The organism is Pseudoduganella sp. GW821-FHT05F09, from assembly GCF_059419605.1.
The window spans coordinates 121,644-142,673 of record NZ_JBWKSD010000005.1; the positions used below are offsets into that span (position 1 = coordinate 121,644).

Annotated in this window: 16 protein-coding genes; 7 read left to right on the plus strand and 9 right to left on the minus strand. The window is 67.7% G+C overall.

Going from position 1 to position 21,030, the window contains the following annotated elements; genetic code table 11:
- The first annotated feature begins 11 nt into the window (after positions 1-11).
- The 4 genes from AC07S4_RS17435 to AC07S4_RS17450 are packed head-to-tail and all read left to right on the plus strand — an operon-like array spanning position 12 to position 3,847.
- A complete protein-coding gene (locus tag AC07S4_RS17435) occupies positions 12-875 on the plus strand; it encodes a hydrolase 2, exosortase A system-associated (RefSeq protein ID WP_494987862.1) in 864 nt (287 codons plus the stop codon).
- The gene (locus tag AC07S4_RS17440; RefSeq protein WP_494987863.1) at positions 865-1,788 is read left to right on the plus strand and encodes a hydrolase 1, exosortase A system-associated; all 924 of its coding nucleotides are present in this window, start codon (positions 865-867) and stop codon (positions 1,786-1,788) included. Before AC07S4_RS17435 ends, AC07S4_RS17440 begins: the two co-directional genes overlap by 11 nt.
- On the plus strand, positions 1,782-3,044 hold the full coding sequence (locus tag AC07S4_RS17445; RefSeq protein ID WP_494987864.1) for a glycosyltransferase: 1,263 nt from the start codon (positions 1,782-1,784) through the stop codon (positions 3,042-3,044). The genes AC07S4_RS17440 and AC07S4_RS17445 overlap by 7 nt, the downstream gene beginning before the upstream one ends.
- Before the next feature lie 20 nt (positions 3,045-3,064).
- On the plus strand, positions 3,065-3,847 hold the full coding sequence (locus AC07S4_RS17450) for a tetratricopeptide repeat protein (protein WP_494987865.1): 783 nt from the start codon (positions 3,065-3,067) through the stop codon (positions 3,845-3,847).
- Here the strand turns inward: AC07S4_RS17450 and AC07S4_RS17455 are convergent.
- The 6 genes from AC07S4_RS17455 to AC07S4_RS17480 all read right to left on the minus strand — a co-directional run bounded on the left by AC07S4_RS17455 (position 3,844) and on the right by AC07S4_RS17480 (position 12,397).
- Complete coding sequence (locus AC07S4_RS17455; protein ID WP_494987866.1) at positions 3,844-5,055, minus strand: VanZ family protein; 1,212 nt, start codon at positions 5,053-5,055, stop codon at positions 3,844-3,846. The genes AC07S4_RS17450 and AC07S4_RS17455 overlap by 4 nt on opposite strands.
- A gap of 12 nt (positions 5,056-5,067) precedes the next feature.
- The gene (gene prsR, locus AC07S4_RS17460) at positions 5,068-6,423 is read right to left on the minus strand and encodes a PEP-CTERM-box response regulator transcription factor (protein ID WP_494987867.1); all 1,356 of its coding nucleotides are present in this window, start codon (positions 6,421-6,423) and stop codon (positions 5,068-5,070) included.
- A gap of 33 nt (positions 6,424-6,456) precedes the next feature.
- Positions 6,457-8,538, minus strand: a complete 2,082-nt coding sequence (gene prsK, locus AC07S4_RS17465) for an XrtA/PEP-CTERM system histidine kinase PrsK (protein ID WP_494987868.1) — start codon at positions 8,536-8,538, stop codon at positions 6,457-6,459.
- Between the two features lie 34 nt (positions 8,539-8,572).
- Positions 8,573-9,976, minus strand: a complete 1,404-nt coding sequence (locus tag AC07S4_RS17470; protein WP_161074383.1) for a TIGR03013 family XrtA/PEP-CTERM system glycosyltransferase — start codon at positions 9,974-9,976, stop codon at positions 8,573-8,575.
- 85 nt (positions 9,977-10,061) lie between these two features.
- Positions 10,062-11,108: an SDR family oxidoreductase gene (locus AC07S4_RS17475; RefSeq protein ID WP_494987869.1), complete on the minus strand. Its 1,047-nt coding sequence runs from the start codon at positions 11,106-11,108 to the stop codon at positions 10,062-10,064.
- Positions 11,108-12,397, minus strand: coding sequence for a nucleotide sugar dehydrogenase (locus tag AC07S4_RS17480; RefSeq protein ID WP_494987870.1), 1,290 nt, complete (start codon positions 12,395-12,397; stop codon positions 11,108-11,110). Before AC07S4_RS17480 ends, AC07S4_RS17475 begins: the two co-directional genes overlap by 1 nt.
- Before the next feature lie 614 nt (positions 12,398-13,011).
- On the opposite strand from AC07S4_RS17480, the gene AC07S4_RS17485 reads away from it, so the two are divergent.
- Complete coding sequence (locus AC07S4_RS17485) at positions 13,012-14,514, plus strand: lipopolysaccharide biosynthesis protein (protein WP_494987871.1); 1,503 nt, start codon at positions 13,012-13,014, stop codon at positions 14,512-14,514.
- A gap of 11 nt (positions 14,515-14,525) precedes the next feature.
- Here the strand turns inward: AC07S4_RS17485 and AC07S4_RS17490 are convergent, their stop codons facing one another.
- Positions 14,526-15,962, minus strand: coding sequence for a UbiA family prenyltransferase (locus AC07S4_RS17490; RefSeq protein ID WP_494987872.1), 1,437 nt, complete (start codon positions 15,960-15,962; stop codon positions 14,526-14,528).
- A 173-nt stretch (positions 15,963-16,135) separates the two neighbouring features.
- Between AC07S4_RS17490 and AC07S4_RS17495 the strand changes: the two genes are divergently transcribed.
- Positions 16,136-17,083: a methyltransferase domain-containing protein gene (locus tag AC07S4_RS17495; protein ID WP_494987873.1), complete on the plus strand. Its 948-nt coding sequence runs from the start codon at positions 16,136-16,138 to the stop codon at positions 17,081-17,083.
- A gap of 54 nt (positions 17,084-17,137) precedes the next feature.
- On the plus strand, positions 17,138-18,139 hold the full coding sequence (gene galE, locus AC07S4_RS17500) for a UDP-glucose 4-epimerase GalE (protein ID WP_494987874.1): 1,002 nt from the start codon (positions 17,138-17,140) through the stop codon (positions 18,137-18,139).
- 22 nt (positions 18,140-18,161) lie between these two features.
- Here galE and AC07S4_RS17505 read toward each other — a convergent pair whose 3' ends face one another.
- Both AC07S4_RS17505 and AC07S4_RS17510 read right to left on the minus strand, forming a co-directional pair.
- A complete protein-coding gene (locus AC07S4_RS17505) occupies positions 18,162-18,833 on the minus strand; it encodes a class I SAM-dependent methyltransferase (protein ID WP_494987875.1) in 672 nt (223 codons plus the stop codon).
- A 44-nt stretch (positions 18,834-18,877) separates the two neighbouring features.
- Positions 18,878-21,022, minus strand: coding sequence for a 3-hydroxyacyl-CoA dehydrogenase NAD-binding domain-containing protein (locus AC07S4_RS17510; RefSeq protein WP_494987876.1), 2,145 nt, complete (start codon positions 21,020-21,022; stop codon positions 18,878-18,880).
- Positions 21,023-21,030 lie beyond the last annotated feature (8 nt).

The following is a 21,030-nucleotide window of genomic DNA, read 5'->3' on the forward strand; positions in this document are numbered from 1 at the left end:
GCCCTCCGAGCATGAGCTTGTTCTCCCTTGCCGCGCACGCCCAGCCCTTCTTCCTGAAGGCCGCTGCAGGGGAGCGCTATTGCCTGTTCCATCCGGCCGCCGGCGCCTGCCGCGGCGGCCTGGTCTATGTCCCGCCGTTTGGCGAGGAAATGAATAAAGCCCGCCGCATGGCCGCGCTGCAGGCGCGCGCGCTGGCCGCGCAAGGCATCGCCGTGCTGCAGATCGACCTGCACGGCACCGGCGACAGCAGCGGCGACTTCGCCGACGCGCGCTGGGAGCAGTGGCTGGCCGACGTGGCGCTGGGCTGCCAGTGGCTGGCCGCCCGCCTGGGGCGGCCGGTCGGCCTGTGGGGCTTGCGCCTGGGCGCGCTGCTCGCGCTCGACTACGCGCGCTCGCCCTACGCCCAGGGCGCGGCCGCGCCCACCCGCATGCTGCTGTGGCAGCCGGTGCACAGCGGCGGCGCCCACCTGACCCAGTTCCTGCGCCTGCGCATGGCCAACGACATGCTGGGCGCCGGCGGCGGCCAGAAAACCGGCACCGCCGCGCTGCGCGAGCAGCTGCGCGGCGGTACCACGCTGGAAGTGGCCGGCTACGAGCTGGCGCCCGAACTGGCCGACGCGCTCGACGCGCTGGACCTGGCCAAGATGGCGCCCCCGGCCTGCCCGCTGCACTGGATCGACGTGGCGGCGGCCGAAGGCCGGCCGCTGACGCCGGCCTCGGCCAAGCTGGTGGCGGCCTGGCGCCAGCAAGGCGCCGAGCTGGACGCGCAAGTGGTGGCCGGCCCGCAATTCTGGGGCACCCAGGAAATTGCCACCTGCCCGGCGCTGCTGGAAGCGAGCAGCGCCCTGTTCCAGGAGGCCGTCCATGCAGTTTGAAGAACGCGCCCTCAGTTTCGACTGCGGCGGCGACTGCCTGTTCGGCGTCGCCAGCGTGCCGGCCCAGCCGGCCGAACGCGGCGTGGTGGTGGTGGTGGGCGGGCCGCAGTACCGCGGCGGCAGCCACCGCCAGTTCACCCTGCTGGCGCGCCACCTGGCCGCGCAGGGCATCGCCGTGCTGCGCTTCGACTACCGCGGCATGGGCGACGCCGAGGGCGAGCAGCGCGACTTTGAAATGGTGGCCGAGGACCTGCGCAGCGCCATCGGCCAGTTCCAGGCCACGGTGCCGGCGGTGCGCGAAGTGGTGCTGTGGGGCTTGTGCGACGGCGCCTCGGCGGCCCTGTTCTACGCCGCGCAGGACGCGCGCGTGCAGGGCGTGGTGCTGCTCAACCCCTGGGTGCGCACCGAAGGCGGACTGGCCAAGGCCACGCTGAAGCACTACTACCGCGACCGCCTGCTGCAGCCGGCGCTGTGGAAGAAGATCTTCACCGGACAGTTCAACTACGGCGCCGCGCTGCGCTCCTTCACCGGCCTGCTGGGCGCGGCCTCCGGCAAGCCGGCGCAGCCGGACGCCGCCGCCGCCGCCGAGGCGGCCGCACAGCCCAGCGCGCCGCCCGCGCCGCACGCCGAACCGAAGCCGCGCATCTCGGACCCGGACCTGCCCCCGCTGCCCGGGCGCATGCACGACAGCCTGGCCGCCTTCCAGGGCAAGGTGCTGCTGATCCTGAGCGGCGCCGACCTGACGGCGCAGGAATTCCGCGACGCGGTCAACGCATCGCGCCCGTGGCAAAAACTGCTGGCCGCGCCGCGCGTGACGCAGCGCGAACTGGCGCAAGCCGACCACACTTTCTCGCGCCGCGCCTGGCGCGACCAAGTAGCAGACTGGACCGGAGAATGGATGCGTTCATGGTAAACAAACGCGTGCTGATGATCGCCTACCACTACCCGCCCATGCGCGGCAGCAGCGGCATCCAGCGCACCCTGAAGTTTTCGCAATACCTGCCGCAGTCGGGCTGGGGGCCGGTGATGCTGTCGGCCCACCCGCGCGCCTACAGCAATCCGGGCGACGACCAGATGGCCGACATCCCGGCCAGCGTGCCGGTCACGCGCGCCTTCGCGCTCGACACCGCGCGCCACCTGTCGGTGGGCGGGCGCTATGCCGGCTTCATGGCGCTGCCGGACCGCTGGGCCAGCTGGTGCCTGGGCGCCATCCCGGCCGGCTGGCGGCTGATACGCCGCCACCGCCCGGCCGTGATCTGGTCCACCTACCCGATCGCCAGCGCGCACCTGATCGGCCTGGTGCTGCGGCGCCTGACCGGCCTGCCCTGGGTGGCCGACCTGCGCGACCCGATGACCGACGTCAGCTATCCGGAAGACCCGCGCACGCGCCGCGTGTTCCAGTGGATAGAGCGCAAAACCATCGAGCACTGCACGGTGGCGGTGTGCACCACGCCGGGCGCCATCAAGACCTACGAGGCGCGCTTCCCGGCCATCCCGCGCGAGCGCTACCGCCTGATCGAGAACGCCTACGACGAGGAAAACTTCGCCGACGCCGAACGCGGCGGCGCGGCCGCCGCGCCGGGCGCGCACGGCGGCCCGCTGACGCTGGTGCACAGCGGCATCATCTACCCCTCCGAGCGCGACCCGGTGCCGCTGTTCCAGGCGCTGGCCGCGCTCAAGCAGCAGGGCGCCGTCAGCGCCGCCAGCGTGCGCGTGGTGCTGCGCGCCACCGCCCACGACGACTACCTGGGCGGCCTGATCGCCGAGCACGGCATCGCCGACCTGGTGCAGCTGGCGCCGCACGTGGCCTACCGCGACGCGCTGGCCGAGATGCTGAACGCCGACGGCCTGCTGATACTGCAGGCCAGCAACTGCAACCACCAGGTGCCGGCCAAGCTGTATGAATACCTGCGCGCGCGCCGCCCCATCCTGGCCTTGACCGACAGCGACGGCGACACCGCCGCCACCTTGCGCCAGGCCGGCATCGACAGCATCGCCCCGCTGGACCAAAAAGATGCGATCATCGCCATGCTGCCGCGCTTCCTGGAGCAGGTGCGCAGCGGCACCGCGCCGCTGGCCTCGGCCGCCGTGATCGCCGCCCATTCGCGCCGCGCGCGCACCGAACAACTGGCGCTGCTGCTGGACCAGGTCGCGGCCGGCCAGGCTTAACTGAGTTGGGAGACACAACAATGGAACACAAACAACGCATCCTGGCGGCCTGCCTGATGGCCCTGGCCACCGCAGCGCTGCCTGCCCGCGCCGCCGAACGCAAGGCGGCGCCGTTTTGCGGCAATCTGGCCAACCCCTACGGCCCCTACGACTACCGCAAGGGCACCACCGAGTTCGCCTACAACCTGCATCTGGTGGAAAGCGCCCACTTCACGGAGGAAGTCGAAAACGGCATTAAGGGCAACGCCGGCACGCTGGGCGGCGACATCGACTACACGCTGCGCGCCTTCCCCAACCATCCGGGCGCACTCAACACCGTCATCCGGGTGGCGGCGCGCAACCCCAAATCCTTGTATTTGCCCGGCGGCACGCGGCCGGTGGAGTGCTTTTTCGACCGCGCGGTGCGCTTCGCGCCGGACGACCCGGCCGCCTACACCCTGTACGGCAGCTATCTGCTGTCGGTCGGCCGCGTGGCCGACGCCCGGCCGCATTACGTGAAGGCGGTGGAACTGGACCCGGACAATCCCAGCACCAACTACAACATGGGCCTGGTTTATTTCAAGAACAAGGACATGGCCAACGCCAACAAATACGCGCAGAAGGCCTACGCGCTGGGCTTCCCGCTGCCGGGCCTGAAGAATATGCTGATCCAGGCCGGCAAGTGGGACGTCTCGGCCGCGCCGCCGCCCGAAGCGCTGAAAAAGCCAGCCGTCCCCGGCGAACAGGCGGAAGCCGCAGAGCCGGCGGCGCCCCAGGCTCCGGCAGCGGCCCCCCCTGCGCCGCCGCCCGCAGCCGGGCGCTAAACCGCGGCCGGCTGCGGGTGCGCCAGCACCCACTCCTCCACCAGCCACGGCGCGCACCAGCCGGCGCAGGCCAGCATCACCTGGGTGATGTCGGCCGAGCGGCCCGGCAGATAGAGCTGGGCCCACTCCAGCGCGAACATGGCCGCGCCCACCGCCGCCCCGCCGGCCACGGCGATGCGGTGGTGGCGCGCCGGCGGCGACACCTGCCGCGCCAGCCAGGCCATGGCCATGAAGGGCCACAGGAACTCCAGGATGTTGGTATAGCCTTGCAGGCTGCGCATATGGCCGCGGAACGGTATCCAGTTGAAGCCGCCGCCCAGCCAGCCGCCGTGCACCGGCGTCAGTTCGCCCAGCGCCATCGCCAGCGCCAGCAGCGCGATGGCGGCGCAGGCGGACGGCCCGGCCGCGCCGGTGGCCGGGGAGCGGCACAGCAGCGCCAGCAGCGGCAGCGCCAGCGCCGCGCCCGCCACCTCCTCCAGCCGCAGCGTGTGGCCGTCGATCAGCACCTGGCAGGCCAGCACCGCCAGCAGCAGCGCGCCGTACAGCCGCCACCACGGGTGGCCGGGCCGTATCAGCGCGCGCAGCAGCAGGCCCAGCGCCGCGAACTGGCAGGCCAGGCAGAAGATGGCCGACAGGCCCACGCCCATGGCCCCGTGCAGCTGGAAATACAGCGGCGCCAGCGCGCGCCGCCAGCGCCACAGGCCGAGCACCGGCATGAGCGGACTGGTCTGGGATAAAAACCACAGCGCCACCACCACCAGGCCGGTATTGGCGATGGCGCCGCGCGCGAACCAGCCGTCGCGCCAGGCTTGCAGGCGGGCACCGCTGAAGGTGTCGCGCCGCAGCAGGCCGGCCAGCAGCGCGCCGCACAGCGTGCCGAGCACATTCATGGCCACGTCCGCCGCCGACGAGACCCGGGCCGGCAGCCATTCCTGCGCCACCTCGGCGCCCACGCTGAAAGCGGCGCCGGCCAGCACCGCGAGCAGCAGCGCCAGCCAGTAGCGGTGGCGCTGCGCCCACCAGGCCGCCAGCAGCAGGCCGAAGGGCATGTAGACCAGCACGTTCTGCAGCAGGTCGCCGCGCTCCAGGTAGGCCGCGCCCGGATGCAGCAGGAAGCCGAACAGCGGCTCGGTGCGCGCCGCCCACTGGAAGGGATAGAGGCTGCCGTAGAACAGCAGCAAGACGTAGACGGCGACGGCCTGGCGCACGGCGCGCCCCGGTCAGGAACCGGATTTGATGGCGTGGCGGCTCATCAGGTCGTACAGCGTGGGGCGGCTCACGCCCAGCAGCTCGGAGGCCTTGACGATGTTGCCATCGACCCGGGCCAGCACCTTGACGATGGCCTTGTACTCGGCCTCGTCGCGCACCTGGCGCAGGTTCAGCGGCTCCTCCGGCAGCAGCGCGCCGGACAGGCCCAGGTCCTCGGCCACGATGTGCGGCCCGTCGGCCATGATGACGGCGCGCTTGATGCAGTTCTCCATCTCGCGCACATTGCCCGGCCAGGGATAGGCCTCGATCACATTCATCGCTTCCTGGCTGAAGTGCAGCGCGGGGCGCGACTCGGCGGCGCAGAATTTGTTCTTGAAGTGGTGCGCCAGCAGCGCCGCGTCGCCCACGCGGTTGCGCAGCGGCGGTATGGTGACCACGATTTCGGACAGGCGGTAGTACAAGTCCTCGCGGAAGCGGCCCGCCACCGCCAGCTCCTTCAGGTTCTGGTGGGTGGCGCAGACGATGCGCACGTCGACCGGGATTTCCTCGTGGCCGCCGATGCGCTCGATCACGCGCTCCTGCAGGAAGCGCAGCAGCTTGGCCTGCAGCGGCATGGGCAGGTCGCCCACCTCGTCGAGGAAGAAGGTGCCGCCGTGCGCCAGCTCGACCTTGCCCTTGGTCTGCTTGGCCGCGCCGGTGAACGCGCCCTTCTCGTAGCCGAACAGCTCGGACTCGAGCAGGTTTTCCGGGATGGCGGCGCAGTTGATGGCCATGAAGCGCTCCTTGGAGCGCGGGCTGAGCTGGTGCAGCGCGCGCGCCAGCACTTCCTTGCCGGTACCGCTCTCGCCCAGCAGCATCACCGAGGCCGAGGTGGGCGCCACTTTTTCTATGCTGCGGCAGATCTTCTGCAGGCCGGCGTCGCGGCTGATCACGCCGGCCAGCGGCGAATCGGCCTGGGCCAGCTGCATGCGGCGGTTCTCGCGCTGCAGCGCGTGCAGGTAGAAGGCGCGCTGGACCACCAGGCCCAGCAGGTCGGGGTCGGCCGGCTTCTGGTGGAAGTCGTAGGCGCCCAGGCCGATGGCCGAGACCGCGTGCGCATGGTCCTGGTTGCCGGTCAGCACCACCACCTTGGTTTCCGGCGCCAGCGCCAGGATTTGCTGCAAGGTGGCCAGGCCCTCGGTGGCGCCGTCCGGATCGGGCGGCAGGCCCAGGTCGGTGATCACCACTTCCGGTTCATGGCGGCGCACCTGCGCCAGCGCCGCCTCGCGGTCGCCCGCCACCAGCACTTCGTATTGGTCAAAGCTCCAGCGCAGCTGCTTTTGCAGGCCGGGGTCGTCTTCGATAATCAGCAGCTTCGCTTTGCTCACGGTATTCCTCTATGTCTCAGTCTGGCGGCCCGGTCAGGCCGCGCGCTCCACGGCACCGGCGTCCTGCTGGTACAGCGGCAGGGTGACACGGAAGGTCGTGCCCTGCTGCGGACGGCTGCTGACCTCCAGCTCCCCGCCCAGTTCATGGATGTATTCCCTGCTCTCGAACGCGCCTATGCCCATGCCGGCCGGCTTGGTCGATTCGAACGGCTTGTACAGCCGGTCGCGGATGAATTCCTCGGTCATGCCGGCGCCGCTGTCGCTGATCTCGACCAGCACCGCGCCATGCTCGCCGCGCAGCGCGATGCGCACCTGGCCGTCCAGCGGCGTGGCCTCGATCGCGTTCTGGATCAGATGCCCCAGCACCCGCTCCAGGCGCTCCCAGTCGGCCAGCACCCGCAGGCCGGGCGTTTCCACCCGCAATTGCGGACGCGGCTCGAACGCTGCCTTCAAGGATACGGCCTGTTGCAACAGTTGGTCAATAAACAATGGCAGCGGACGCGCGGGGGCATCGTTGCGGCTCAGTTTTTGCAGCATCAGCTTCATTTTCTGCACCGAGTGGGTGACGGTGTCGAGCATGTCCTGCTGGAATTCCGGATTGTTGCGGTGCTTGTGCGCGTTGGGGATCAGCAGCGACAGCTGGGCCACCAGGTTTTTCAGGTCGTGCACCACGAAGGTGGACATGCGGTTGAACGATTCGAACTGGCGCGCCACCATCAGGGCCATGGCGGCGTCCTGCTGGGCCAGGTAGCTGGCGGCCTGGCTGCAGGCGATCTTCAGCAGGTCGATCACCTCCCAGTTCAGCTGGATGCTGCTGCGCGGCTGCTGCAGCAGCATGAAACCGGACAGGCGGCCCTGCATAATCAGCGGCAGCACCAGCCACACGCGCGGGTAGCGGCAGATCCAGTCCGGCATGGCGATGTCGCCGTACAGGCCGGGGTTGCGCTGGTACTCCTGCATGTCGATGACCCACTGCTTGTTCTCGAGAAACTGGCACAGCGCCGAGTCGGCCGCTTCGGACTCGCTGGCCAGCGGCACATGCCACTGCGCCACCGGCTCGTGGCGGCCGGACTCGCGCAGCAGCCACAGCGCGCCGCCCGGGCTTTCCACCAGCCCGGCCACGGCCTGCACCGCGCGCTCGGCCAGCTTGGGGCCGTCGGCCGACAGCATGCGGGTAAAGCCCATCCATTCTTCGCGGTAGTCGTAGTTGTAGCTGTAGAAATGCTTGCTGATGAAGACCTTGAGCCAGGCGCGGAAGGTGCCGGAGAACAGCACCCCGGCCAGCAGCACGGAGGCGCCGAACAGGAAGGCCACCTGCATCACCGAGCCCCAGCTGCCGCCGAAGAAGCGCAGATAGTAGCCGGCCGAGCTCATCACCAGCAGATAGCCGGCCGAGCCGGCCAGCGCGGCCGAATGGAACAGCACCCGGCGCGACACCGACAGCTGGGTGGACCAGGCCGCGCTGCGCGACACGGCCAGCGCGATCAGCGGCATGGTCAGCGCCTGCACGAAGCCGCGCGCGGCCCAGATGTCGCCGTTGACCTGGCGGAACAGCATGGTGTCGCTGTACAGGTAGAAATCGTAGGCATACATGCCACCTATGCCCAGGCAGGCGTATTTCAGCGCCCAGCGCTCCTGCAGCGGCTTGTTGCGGTAGAGCTGCTCGACCAGGATCATGCCCAGCACCGCCGCGCCGGCGCGCAGCATGGCCAGCGGCAGCAGGCCGCCCACGCTGGCCAGCACGCCCGGCGCCCAGTTGGCCAGCAGCTCGGCCGCCAGCAGCAGGGCGTAGAAGCCGGCCACCAGGCGCAGCAGGCGGTTGTGGCGCAGCAGGCGCCAGCCGGCGCCCGGCTGGAACAGGCCCATCAGGAATAGCAGGAAGATAGACCAGGCCGCGTTGCGGGCGATGTCGAGCGCGTCGTTCAGGGTGGACGGGGCCGGCGCGTGGACCGCCTCCCAGGCGTTCAGGCCGGCCCACAACGCCGTCGCCAGCGCGGCCGCCGCCAGCACGGCCGCATGTGCGCGGGCGCGCCATATGCTCAACAGCAAGCCGAACAGCAGCGCGAAGGCCAGCGCGGCGGCGCCGTAGCTGTACGAGGCGACGCTGCTCAGCATGGCAGCTCCGGCGCCCGGGCCAAGGACAGCGCCATCAGCGGCCGCTGCCGAACAACACCACCTTGAGGGTATCGATCAGCACCAGCAGGTCGAGGAACAGGCTGTTGTTCTTCACGTAATACAGGTCGTACTGCAGCTTCTGCACCGCGTCCTCCACCGAGGCGCCGTAGCCGTAGCGCACCTGGGCCCAGCCGGTGATGCCCGGCTTGATGCTGTGGCGCACGTTGTAGTAGGGGATGTCGGCGCTCAGCTGCTCGACGAAATACGGCCGTTCCGGGCGCGGGCCGACAAAGCTCATCTCGCCCTTGAACACATTCCACAGCTGCGGCAGCTCGTCCACGCGCAGCTTGCGGATGATGCCGCCCACGCGCGTCACGCGCGGGTCGTTCTGCGCGGCCCACTGCGGCTTGCCGCCTTTTTCCGCGTCCGTGCCCATGCTGCGGAACTTCAGCACCTTGAAGCTGCGCCCGCCCTTGCCCACCCGTTCCTGGCTGTAGATCAGCGCGCCGCCGTCCTCGAGCTTGATGCACACCGCGGTAAACAGCATGACCGGCAGCGCCAGCAGCAGGATGATGATGGACACGATCAGGTCGAAGCCTCGCTTCATGAAGGTACGCATAAAGCTCTGGTCGAAGCCGCCGCCGAAGACCAGCCAGCTCGGCTGCAGGGACTCGACCCGGATCTGGCAGGTTTCGCGCTCAAAGAAGGTGGCGGCGTCGGTGACCTTGATGCCGAACAATTTGCACTCGAGCAATTCCCGGATCGGGAAGGTGCCGCCGCGCCGGTTCTGCACCGACACCACGATTTCGCGCACATTGTATTTCTGCGCCAGCGCCACCAGCGACATGCCGGGCTCCATGGCCAGCACCGAATTGGCGGCCACGCGCGACTCCTCCTCCGGCATGGCGACATAGCCGGCCACGTCGTACTTGTGGTAGCTGTTCGAGTGCAGGGCCAGGTCGCCGCACTCCTTGGCCAGCGCGCCGTTGCCCAGGAAGATGATGCGCGATTCGAGGAAGCGGAACTTGGAGCTGGTGAAGAAGATGGCGCGCGCCATCAGGATGCCGGCCGCCGAGATGGCGAACACCAGCAGCAGGATGCCGCGCCCGAAATACAGCTCCGGCGCCACGTAGAACACCAGCGTCAGGATGCCGAAGGCCATGGCGAACGAGGGCACCAGCTGCAGGAAGAAGGGATTGCGCAGGCCTTCGCTGAAGTTGAGCTGGTACATGCCCAGCGCGCTCATGGAGAACACGATGGCGGCGGTAAACACGCAGGCCGACATCAGGAAATGGTCGAGCCGGGGCAGCAGGAAGTCGTCGCCGTCGAAAAAGCGGATGGCCGAGCCGGCGTAGAAGGCGCCGATCAGGATGAGGATTTCCACGAACAGCAGGCTGAACGCGACCTTGGACACGTAGTGATTGGCAATTTTTAACATGTTATTGTTCCTTCCCCAGTGCGCGCACCTCGCGGCGATGGATGACGGCGCCGGCCGCGCGCAGGCCGGGCCCGTTCTATTGGTGCTACCTGGCTGTCAGGCTATCGACATACCAGTCCATCGCCACGGCCAAGCCTTCTTCTATGCGGTGCGTCGGCGCATACCCGAGCAGCTGCGCCGCCTTGCCGATGTCCGCCTGCGAGTGGCGCACATCGCCGGCCCGGAAGCCGGCATACTGCGGCCGGTGCTGGTCCAGGTGCGGGAAACGCTCCCGCAGCAGGGCCACCATCAAGCCGTACAGCTGGTTCAAACTGGTGCGCTGGTTCAGCGCCACGTTGTAGACCTGGTTGACCGCGTCCGGCGCGGTGGCGGTGGCGGCCAGCACATTGGCTTGCACCACATTGTCGATAAAGCAGAAATCGCGGCTGGTTTCGCCGTCGCCGTTGATGAACAGCGGCCGGTTGGCGATCAGCGCGGCCACCCACTGCGGGATCACGGCGGCGTAGGCGCCGTTCGGGTCCTGGCGCGGGCCGAACACATTGAAATAGCGCAGCCCGACCGACTCGGCGCCGTAGCAGCGCGCGTACACGCCGGCATACAGCTCGTTGACGTATTTGGTGACCGCGTAGGGCGACAGCGGATTGCCGATCTGGCCTTCCACCTTGGGCAGGTCCGGATGGTCGCCATAGGTGGAGCTGGAGGCGGCGTAGACGAAGCGGCGCACCTTGGCGTCGCGCGCGGCCGTCAGCATGTTCAGGAAGCCGGTGATGTTGACGTCGTTGGTGGTGTGCGGGTCTTCGATCGAGCGCGACACCGAACCGAGCGCGGCCTGGTGCAGCACATAGTCCACGCCTTCGCAGGCCTGGGCGCAGTCGGCCGGCTGGCGGATGTCGCCGCGCAGGAAGCGGAATTGCGCCCACTGCGCCGCGCCTACGGCGGCGCGCACCTGGTCCAGATTATGCTGGTGGCCGGTGGCGAAGTTGTCCAGGCCGGTGACCCGCTGGCCCAGCTTGAGCAGCGCCTCGACCAGGTTGGAACCGATGAAGCCGGCCGCGCCGGTCACCAGCCAGTGGCGCGGCTGGGCGCGCAGCTGCTGCTGCCGCTCCAGGTAGGCCGCCGGCCCCGGCGTCATCACAGCCTCCACACCGCGTGGCCGGCGGCGCTGATGGGCGCCAGGTCGAAGGCCGACTTGACGTCGATAAAGCAGCCCAGCGGGGTCAGCTTGGCGCACAGCTCGCCGAACGGGATCGCCAGCAGTTCCTGGTGCGGCACCGCCGCCACGATGGCATCGGCGCGCGGCAGGTCTTCCCAGCGCTCCAGTTCCACGCCGTATTCATGCAGCGCCTCGTCGGCCTCGGCCACCGGGTCGTGCACATGCACTTCGACGCCGTAGGATTTCAGCTCGGCAATAATGTCGGCCACCTTGGAATTGCGCAGGTCGGGGCAGTTTTCCTTGAAGGTCAGGCCGATCACGTTGACGCGCGAGCCCTTCACATGGCAGCCGGCCGCGATCATGGTCTTGACGGTTTTCTCGGCCACGAACTTGGCCATGCCGTCGTTGATGCGGCGCCCGGCCAGGATCACCTGCGGGTGGTAGCCGACCATGTCGGCCTTGTGGGTCAGGTAGTAGGGGTCGACGCCGATGCAGTGGCCGCCCACCAGGCCGGGACGGAAGGGCAGGAAGTTCCACTTGGTGCCGGCCGCCTGCAGCACTTCCAGCGTGTCGATGCCGATCTTGTCGAAGATCAGGGCCAGCTCGTTCATCAGGGCGATGTTCAGGTCGCGCTGGGTGTTCTCGATCACCTTGGCGGCCTCGGCCACCTTGACGCTGGAGGCGCGGTACACGCCGGCGGTGACGATGGATTCGTACAGCGCGGCCACCTCGTCCAGCGTGGCGGCGTCGTCGCCGGACACCACTTTCAGGATGGTGGTCAGGGTGTGCAGCTTGTCGCCCGGGTTGATGCGCTCGGGAGAATAGCCGACGTGGAAGTCCTGCTTCCATTTCAGGCCCGACTCGCGCTCCAGGATGGGCACGCACACTTCCTCGGTGGCGCCCGGGTAGACGGTGGACTCGAACACCACGATGGCGCCCTTTTTCAGGTTGCGGCCGACCGTGATGCTGGCGCCGATCAGCGGCGTGAAATCGGGATTGTGGGCCTGGTCGACCGGGGTCGGCACGGCCACCACCAGGTAGTCGGCGCCGGCCAGGTCGGCCGGGTCGCTGGTGACGCGCAGCTGGGTGGCGGCGGCCAGTTGCTCGGGCGACACTTCGCCGGTCGGATCGCAATGGCGCCGGTAGCTGTCGATCTTGCGCTCGGACAAGTCAAAGCCTATGGTCTGGCGCTTTTTGCCAAACTCCACGGCCAATGGCAGACCGACATACCCTAAACCGACTACCGCGACTACCTTGGCGTTTTCCATTTCAGATCCCATACTGGATAAAATTGTAGAGCTCTAACAACTTCGTGTCATTGCGCCAGCCGCGAGACAGGGCGTTCATTTTAGCGCTTGTGCTTACCGCATAGGCGGTCTCTTCCGCCGCCAACTCTGAAATGTTGGGCAAGCGCCACACAGTTTCCACTTGGCATTTTCATGCGAAGAATGCGCCGCAAGGCCGCCCTGTGACATACTCGGCGACCGGGTAAAAAAATGCAAGCCTTATAACAAATCAAGCTGAAATGCAATTCGAAAATGTGCTCTAACACACAACAAATGTTAATGTAATTATATGTCAATGCCGGGTGCTGCGGCGCCCAATTTTTTAATTCGAAGTAACAATTTGCAGAAAATATTGCAACATGCTTAACTTTTTCCGATACGCACGCTGATCTATGTTACGATCATTGCAACGAGCGGACGCAGGTGCCGGGTCGCTTGTCCAACATCCGTCCTGCGAACACCATGCCAGCCCAATTTCCTTACCCGCCACCGCAGGCAGCGCCCGCTGTACCTGTCGCTGCCGTCTGCACGGAGCCGGCATGACCCCGCGCTCTGCGTCCATCAGAAGCACCCTATCCTTTTCCGCATAAGCCCCCTTGAACGACATCGACAAAAAAATTGCCAAAGGTGCCATCTGGATGGTGGCTTTCAAACTGATCGACCGCGGTCTCGGCCTGATCAGCACCGTAGTGCTGGCGCGCCTGCTGATGCCGGCCGACTTCGGCCTGGTGGCCATCGCCATGGTGCTGATCTCCGCCCTGCAGCTGCTGATCGCATTCAGCTTCGACGTGCCGCTCATCCAGAATCCGAACGCGGGGCGCGAACACTTCGATACCGCGTGGACTTTCAATGTCATGTTTTCCCTGCTGGCGGCAGCCATCATGGCGGTGCTCGCCTTGCCCACCGCGCTGTTCTACGACGATCCGCGGCTGGAGGCGGTCATCTATGTGCTGGCGCTCGGCTTTGCGATCCAGGGCTTCTCCAACATCGGGCCGGTCATCTTCCGGCGCGACATGCGCTTTGACCGCGAATTCAAATTCCTGATGGGCAAACGGCTGATCATGCTGGGCGTCACCATCCCGCTGGCATTCTGGCTGCGCAATTACTGGGCCCTGGCCCTGAGCCAGTTGGTTGGCACGCTGGTGGCCGTGTCGCTGTCTTTCATCGTCAGCGAATACCGGCCGCGTTTCTGCCTGAAGGCCAAGACTGAACTCTTTCACAGTTCAAAATGGCTGGTCATCAACAACGTGCTGCAATTTCTGAACGCCAACGTGGTGCAGTTCTTCGTCGGCCGCATGGCTGGGCCGCAATCGCTGGGTTACTACAATATCGCCTACGAAATCTCCACCCTGCCTACCACCGAACTGGCGGCGCCGGTCAACCGGGCCGCCTTCCCCGGCTATTCGCGCGTGGCGCATGACCTGGTACAGCTGCGCAGCAGCTTCCTGAACACCATTGCCATGATCGCGCTCTTCACGCTGCCCGCCGGCGCCGGAATTGTCATGGTGGCCGACCTGCTGGTGCCGGTGGTGCTGGGCTGGAAATGGCTGACGGTGGTCGCCCTGATGCAGATTCTGGCCATCCACGGTGTGATCCAGTCCCTGCAGACCAATATCGCCTACATCTACCTGGCCACCGGACGCCTGAAGGTGATTTCAGCAACGCTGACGCTGCAGCTGGCGTTGCTGGTGGCATGCATGCTGCCTGCGCTGCGCGGCTACGGCACGCTGGGCGCAGCCTGGGCCTCGCTGGCAGCCACCGTGCTGATGATTCCGGTCAACCAGACCCTGGTCGCGCGCGCGCTGCAACTCAGCGGCACGACCTTTATGCGGCAGATACTGCGCCCGCTGCTGGCCTCGCTGATCATGGCGGCAGTGCTCTGGGGCGCCAAGCGCGCCGTGGCGCCGCCGGCCAATTTGGCGGCCTATGGCGCCATGCTGGCCGCCTGCGTGGCCGGCGGGGCGCTGATTTATTGCCTGGTACTCTATGTGCTGTGGCGCGCTGCCGGCCAGCCTGCCGGCGCCGAACGCACGGTCATGATGCAGCTGCAAACGCGTCTGGCGCAGCGCGGCATCCGCCTGGCGCTGGTGCGTTCCTAAGCCGGGCGGCCTTACACCGCCAGGAAGCGCGCCGCCAGCGCCAGCGCCACGATGACCGCGATGGCGAGGCGGCTGCCGCCGTCGCGCACCGCATACACCACCGGGTCGTCGTGCATTTCACCGCGCGAGGTTTTAATCCAGAGCCGCCCCAGCCAGTAAATCATGCCGAACGCCGCCAGCCACAGCAGATCCGGCGTGCGATAGCGCGCCTGCGTCTCGGGCGCGCTGATGAACAGGCCCAGCACCACCACGGCGCACAATGCGGCCCCCACGCCCAGCGGCCACAGCACCACCAGGTCGTCGACGCGGTAGTCGCGTCCGCGCGGCGCGGCGCGGCCATCCTGGCGCAGCGACACCAGCTCGGAGCAGCGCTTGATCAACGCCAGGCTGAGGAACACGAACACCGAGAACGCCAGCAACCAGGAGCTGGCGACAATGCCGGCCGCCACCGCGCCGGCCTGGATGCGCAAGGTGTACAACAGCGACAGCATCAGCACGTCGACCAGGATGTACTCCTTGAGTACCCAGCTATAACTGCTGGTAAGCAGCAGGTACAGCAACAGCACCAGCAAAAAGCCCTGGGAGACCAGTGCCGCGAGCACCAGCGCGGTAGCCAGCGCCACGCCGGCCACCGCCAGCCCATGCAAGATGGAAAGCTGGCCACTGGCGAAGGGCCGCAGTTTTTTGCGCGGATGGGCCCGGTCCGCTTCCAGGTCCCATAAATCGTTGACCACGTAAGTGGCCGAGGCCGCCAGCGAGAACGCCAGGAAGGCCAGCATCAAATGGCCCAGCCTGCTCATGTCCAGCCAGGAAAACGCGACAAACAAGGGCACGAAGATCAGCAGGTTTTTCAGCCATTGGTGTACCCGCAGCGCGCGCAGCCAGACCTTCAATGAACGGCTGTCGCGATGAAATTCGCGCTCGACCGGCACCGTGCCGCCGCGCACGATGCCGCTGGTGCGCGCGCTGACGCCGACCAGGATGGCGCCGCGCGCCCCCTGCCACACTGGCAGGTCGGCCTGGCTGTCGCCGGCGTAGACGAAGTCCGCGCCCACCTCGCGCTGGATGGCGCCCAGCTTGGCGGCCCCCTTCAGGTTGTCTTCCGCGCCGGTGGACAGCACTTGGTCGAACAAGCCGAGGTGGCCTGCCACCGCGTCGGCGATGCTGCTGTGGGCGGCGGTGGCCAGCACGATGCGGCGGCCGCGCGCCTTTTCCGTACGCAGGTAGTCCAGCAACGGCTGGTGATAGGGCAGACTGTGCACGGCCAGGCCACAGCGCGCGGCGATGGCGCGCTTGAAACCGGCGCGCCCGGACAGCAGCCAGAACGGCATGCTCAGCAGCGCAGCCGGCGAACGCCGGATCAGCTTGAGGCCGGATTCAACCAGCGTATCGGTCGGCGTCAAGGTGCCGTCCAGGTCGACCACCAGCGGGATGTTCGCGGATTCCATGCGCAGTTCCAGACAAGATAATTTTGCCATTATATTAAAAGATTGCACCGCGCCGCGAATTTCCGGGCCGCCATTTCGCGCGCGCCAAACGCAGCAAGCTTGATGTAGGCCAGAACGGCCCCGCAACCGGCTTGCTATGGTCAACCTTGGCATCCATACAAGGGAGAACGGCGATGGCGCAAGCAGCAAGCCCGGCGGCCTATGCCTGCCCGGTGCACAAGACCGCGCTGGCGGACTGGCACTGCGCGCAGTGCGGGCGCCGCTACCCGACAGTGCAGGGCATCCCGGTCTTGCTGCACCCCGGCAACAGCGTGTTCCGCGAAGCCGACTACCTGCCGCAGCCAGGCGGCCAGGGCGGCTACGACGGCGCCAGCGGCTATGCCGGCAGCCTGGACCGCAGCAGCGGACTGCACCGGCTGTACCGCCGCGCCGTGATGCGCCTGATGGACGCCGAAGCGCCGCGGCGCGACTTCGGCCTGGCCGACGCGCTGGCCGCCGTCCTGCGCGAGCGGCCGCAGGCGCGCATCCTGGTGATCGGCGCCGGCGAGCGCACGGTGGCCGGCGGCGCGGTCTACACCGACGTGGCCTTCGGCAAGCATGTCAGCTGCATCGCCGACGCGCACGACCTGCCCTTCGAGGCCGCCAGCTTCGACGCCTGCGTGGCCTGCGCCGTGCTCGAGCACGTGCTCGACCCCTACCGCTGCGTGGAGGAAATCCGCCGCGTGCTGCGCCCGGGCGGCTACGTCTACGCCGAAACGCCCTTCATGCAGCCGGTGCACATGCGCGAATACGACTTCACCCGCTTCACCCACCTGGGCCACCGCCGCCTGTTCCGCCATTTCGCCGAACTGCGCAGCGGCGCCACGGCCGGCACCGGCGTGAGCGCCGGCCAGATGCTGCGCTACGCGCTGGCCGCGCTGTCGGACCGTCCCGGCCCGCGCCGCTGGCTCAAGCTGGCCGGCCTGCTGGCGGCCTGGCCGCTACGCTGGCTGGACTACGCGGTGCACGCCAAGCGCGGCAACTACGACGCCGCCTCCGGCTTTTATTTCTTCGGCCGGCTGCAGGACGAGCCCCTGTCCGACCAGGAATTGCTGCGCGGCTTCCGTGGTTCGGTTTGCTAAAAAAAGCGTATCAATTTATTATCGCCGCTGGAAAGCACTCACCCCGGGCATGTTATGAAAATTCTGGTTACTGGCGGACTCGGCTACATCGGCTCGCACACTTGCGTCGAGCTGCTGGCCGAAGGGCACGACATCGTCGTTTACGACAACCTGAGCAACGCGCAGCCGGCGGTGCAGCAGCGCGTGGAGCGCATCGCCGGGCGCAGCTTTCCCGTGGTGCAGGCCGACATCCGCGACCGCGCCGCGCTGCGCGCCGTGTTCCGCGAGCACGCCATCGGGGCGGTGATCCATTTCGCCGGCCTGAAGGCGGTGGGCGAATCGGTCAGCCAGCCGCTGGCGTATTACGACAACAACGTGGCCGGCAGCCTGGTGCTGTTCGAGACCATGGCCGAAGCCGGTGTGCGCACCTTGGTGTTCAGCTCGTCCGCCACGGTCTACGGCGACCCGGCCAGCGTGCCCATCACCGAGGACTTCCCGCTGTCGGCCACCAATCCCTACGGGCGCAGCAAGCTCATCATTGAAGACATGCTGCGCGACCTGTGCCATGCCGAGCCGCAATGGCGGGTGGCGCTGCTGCGCTATTTCAATCCGGTGGGCGCGCACGAAAGCGGGCTGATAGGCGAAACGCCGAACGGCGTCCCGAACAATCTGCTGCCCTATGTGGCGCAGGTGGCGGCCGGGCAGCGCGCGCAGCTGGCGGTGCACGGCAACGACTATCCGACCCCGGACGGCACCGGCGTGCGCGACTACATCCACGTCACCGACCTGGCGCTGGGCCATGTTCGCACGCTGGCGCGGCTGGCGCAAGGCCCGGGCCTGCTGACCTACAACCTGGGCACCGGGCGCGGCTACAGCGTGCTGGAGATGGTGCGGGCCTTCGCCGCCGCCAGCGGCCGTCCCGTGCCCTACCAGATCGGCCCGCGCCGCCCGGGCGACGTGGCGCAGTGCTACGCCGACCCCGCGCGCGCCGAGCGCGAGCTGGGCTGGAAGGCCGAACGCGCCATCGACCAGATGTGCCGCGACGCCTGGCGCTACCAGAGCGCCAGCCTGGCCTAGCGTAGCCGCGCCCTCCGGGGCGCTACTCCGGCTTGGCCACAATCGCGTATTGGATATGCCGGGTGTCGTCCAGGTAACGCTTGAAAAAAAAGTAGGCGAGGCGCCGCGGCAGGGAAGGATAGCAATCCTCGTTCACGCCGGTGAGCGTAACGATGGACAGGCCGCTGTTGTCGAACAGGCGCGGCGCGCTTTTGCGCGTGAAAAAGCGCAAATGCGTTTTATCGCGGATGCCGGCCGGTTCATAGTTGAAATCGCGCTCGCGCATAATATGCACCAGGTTGTCGATGTGGCGCAAATTCGGTATCGAAACAATGACAGAGCCGCTGGGTTTGAGCTTGCCTGCGGCCAGTTTCAGGGCTGCCCAGGGATCGGGCATGTGCTCCAGCACATCGTTGAAGACAATCGCGTCAAAGTAATGGTCCGGCAGCGGCAGTGCTGCGGAAAAAAAATCGTTGAACACCCGGTCCAGCACTTTCGCGGCGACTTCGGCGGTCTCCGCAACCGGTTCTATGCCCCACACTTCCCCGCCGCATTTTCTTTTGACCGCCAGGCCAAACGCTCCGGTGTGGCAGCCCACGTCGAGCACGCGCTGGGCGTCCGCCGGGACGAAAGCCAGCATCTCGGGCCGTGGTGAATCCGGATAAGGGGAGGAATTAACCACTGATGACATCATTATCTCCAGTCGTGCATGCAAGCGGGGCGTCGGCTGCGAAAAGTGTAGCACGCCTGGCGGCAGGTCTAGTCAAAAAAACATCTGGCACCGGCGTGGCCTTCCGCCATACGGCGCAGCAGCGCGGGCGGCGCATAGCGCTCGCCATGGGTGGCCGCCAGGCGCTCGCAGCGCGCCAGGAATGCCGCCGCGCCCTCCCTGTCCACTTCGCTCAGCGGACCGCCACGGAAAGCCGGGAAGCCCCAGCCCAGAACCGCCCCCACGTCCGCGTCGCGCGCGGAGGTGAGCACGCCCTCCTCCATGCAGCGCACGGTTTCCACCACCTGCACCGCGATCAGGCGCTCCACCAGCTGCGCCGCGTCCGGCTGGACGGCCGCGCGCGGGAAGTGCTCGGCCAGTCCGGGCCACAAACGCTTCTTGCCGCCCTCCGGATAATCGTAATAGCCCTGCCCCGCCTTCTTGCCTATACGCCCCAGCTCCACCATGCGCGCCGCCACCGCGTGGCCGGGACGGCCCTGGTAGGCCGCGCCCAGATCGAGCCGCGTCTGGCGGTCGATCTTGTGGATCAGCTCGCTCGACACCTCGTCCGTCAGCGCCAGCGGCCCCACCGGCATGCCCGCCTGCAGGCCCGTGTTGTCGATCAGCGCCGGCGCCACGCCCTCGGCCAGCATGGCCAGCCCTTCCAGCACATAGGTGGAGAACACGCGGCTGGTGTAGAAGCCGCGCGCGTCGTTGACGACGATGGGCGTCATGCCCAGCGCCTGCACCAGGTCCAGCGAGCGGGCCAGCGTGGCCGCGCTGGTCTGCCGGCCGACAATGACTTCCACCAGCGGCATCTTGTCCACCGGCGAGAAGAAGTGCAGGCCGATGAACTGCTCCGGACGCGCGCTCGCCTGCGCCAGTCCGCTGATCGGCAAGGTGGACGTGTTGGATGCGAAGATGGCGTCCGGCTCCAGCACCGCCTCCGCCTGCGCGGTGACGGCCGCTTTCAGCGCGCGGTCCTCGAACACGGCCTCGACGACGATGCCGCAGCCGGCCAGCTGCGCGTAGTCCGTGGTGGCGGTGATGCGCGCCAGCAAAGCCGCCGCCTGCTCCGGCGTGGCCTGCCCGCGCGCCGCCTGCTTCTCCAGCAGCGCCTGCGAATAGGCCTTGCCCTTGTCCGCGTCGGCCTGCGCGCGGTCGATCAGCACCACCTGCAAGCCCGCCTGCGCCGCCTTGTAGGCGATGCCCGCCCCCATCATGCCCGCGCCCAGCACGCCCACCTTGCCGTACTTCTGCCGCGGCACGCCGGCCGGGCGCGCGGCCAATTTATTCGCCTCGCCCATGCTGAAGAACAGGGTGCGTATCATGGCTTTCGCTTCCGGCGACAGCACCGTCTGCACAAAGTAGCGCGCCTCGGTCATCAGGCCGGTGTCGATATCGGTGATCAGGCCCTCGTAGACGCAGGACAGGATGTTGCGCGGCGCCGGGTAATTGCCCCAGGTCCTGGCATGCACCAGGGCGTTGGCCGCCATGATGGCCTGCTGTACCGCCGGCGACGCCACCGCGCCGCCCGGCACCTTGTAGCCCTTCACGTCCCACGGCTGCTGCACGCGCTCGGACGGCGCGGCCAGCATCGCGTCGTGCAGCCAGGCGCGCGCGGCCTCCTGCTCGCTGCCCGGCGGCACCACCGCGTGCAGGATGCCGGCCTTGAGCGCGTCTGCCGCCTTCAGGCGCTTGCCCTCCAGCAGCAGCGGCAAGGCCTTCTGGATGCCGATCAGGCGCGGCAGGCGCTGCGTGCCGCCGCCGCCCGGCAGCAGGCCCAGCGTCACTTCCGGCAGGCCGAAGCGCGCCTTCGGATGGTCCGCCGCCACCCGGTAGTGGCCGGCCAGCGCAACTTCCAGTCCGCCGCCCAGCGCCGAGCCGGGCAAGGCCATGGCCACCGGCTTGCCGCAGCTCTCCAGCTTGCGCAGCGCGCGGTGCAAGCGCATCACGCGCTCGAACAGCACCGCCGCGTCGTCCGTGCTGCGCAGCCATTCCAGGTCGCCGCCGGCGATGAAGTCCGGCTTGGCCGACGTCATCAGTATGCCTTTCACGGCGCCGTCCGCCGCCGCCTCGTCGACCAGGTCGCACAGCATCTGGCAGCTTTCCGCGTTCAGCACATTCTGGCTGCGGCCCGCCATGTCCCAGCTCAGCACCGCGATGCCGCTGGCCTCTACAGTTACGCTTATCATGCGCTGCT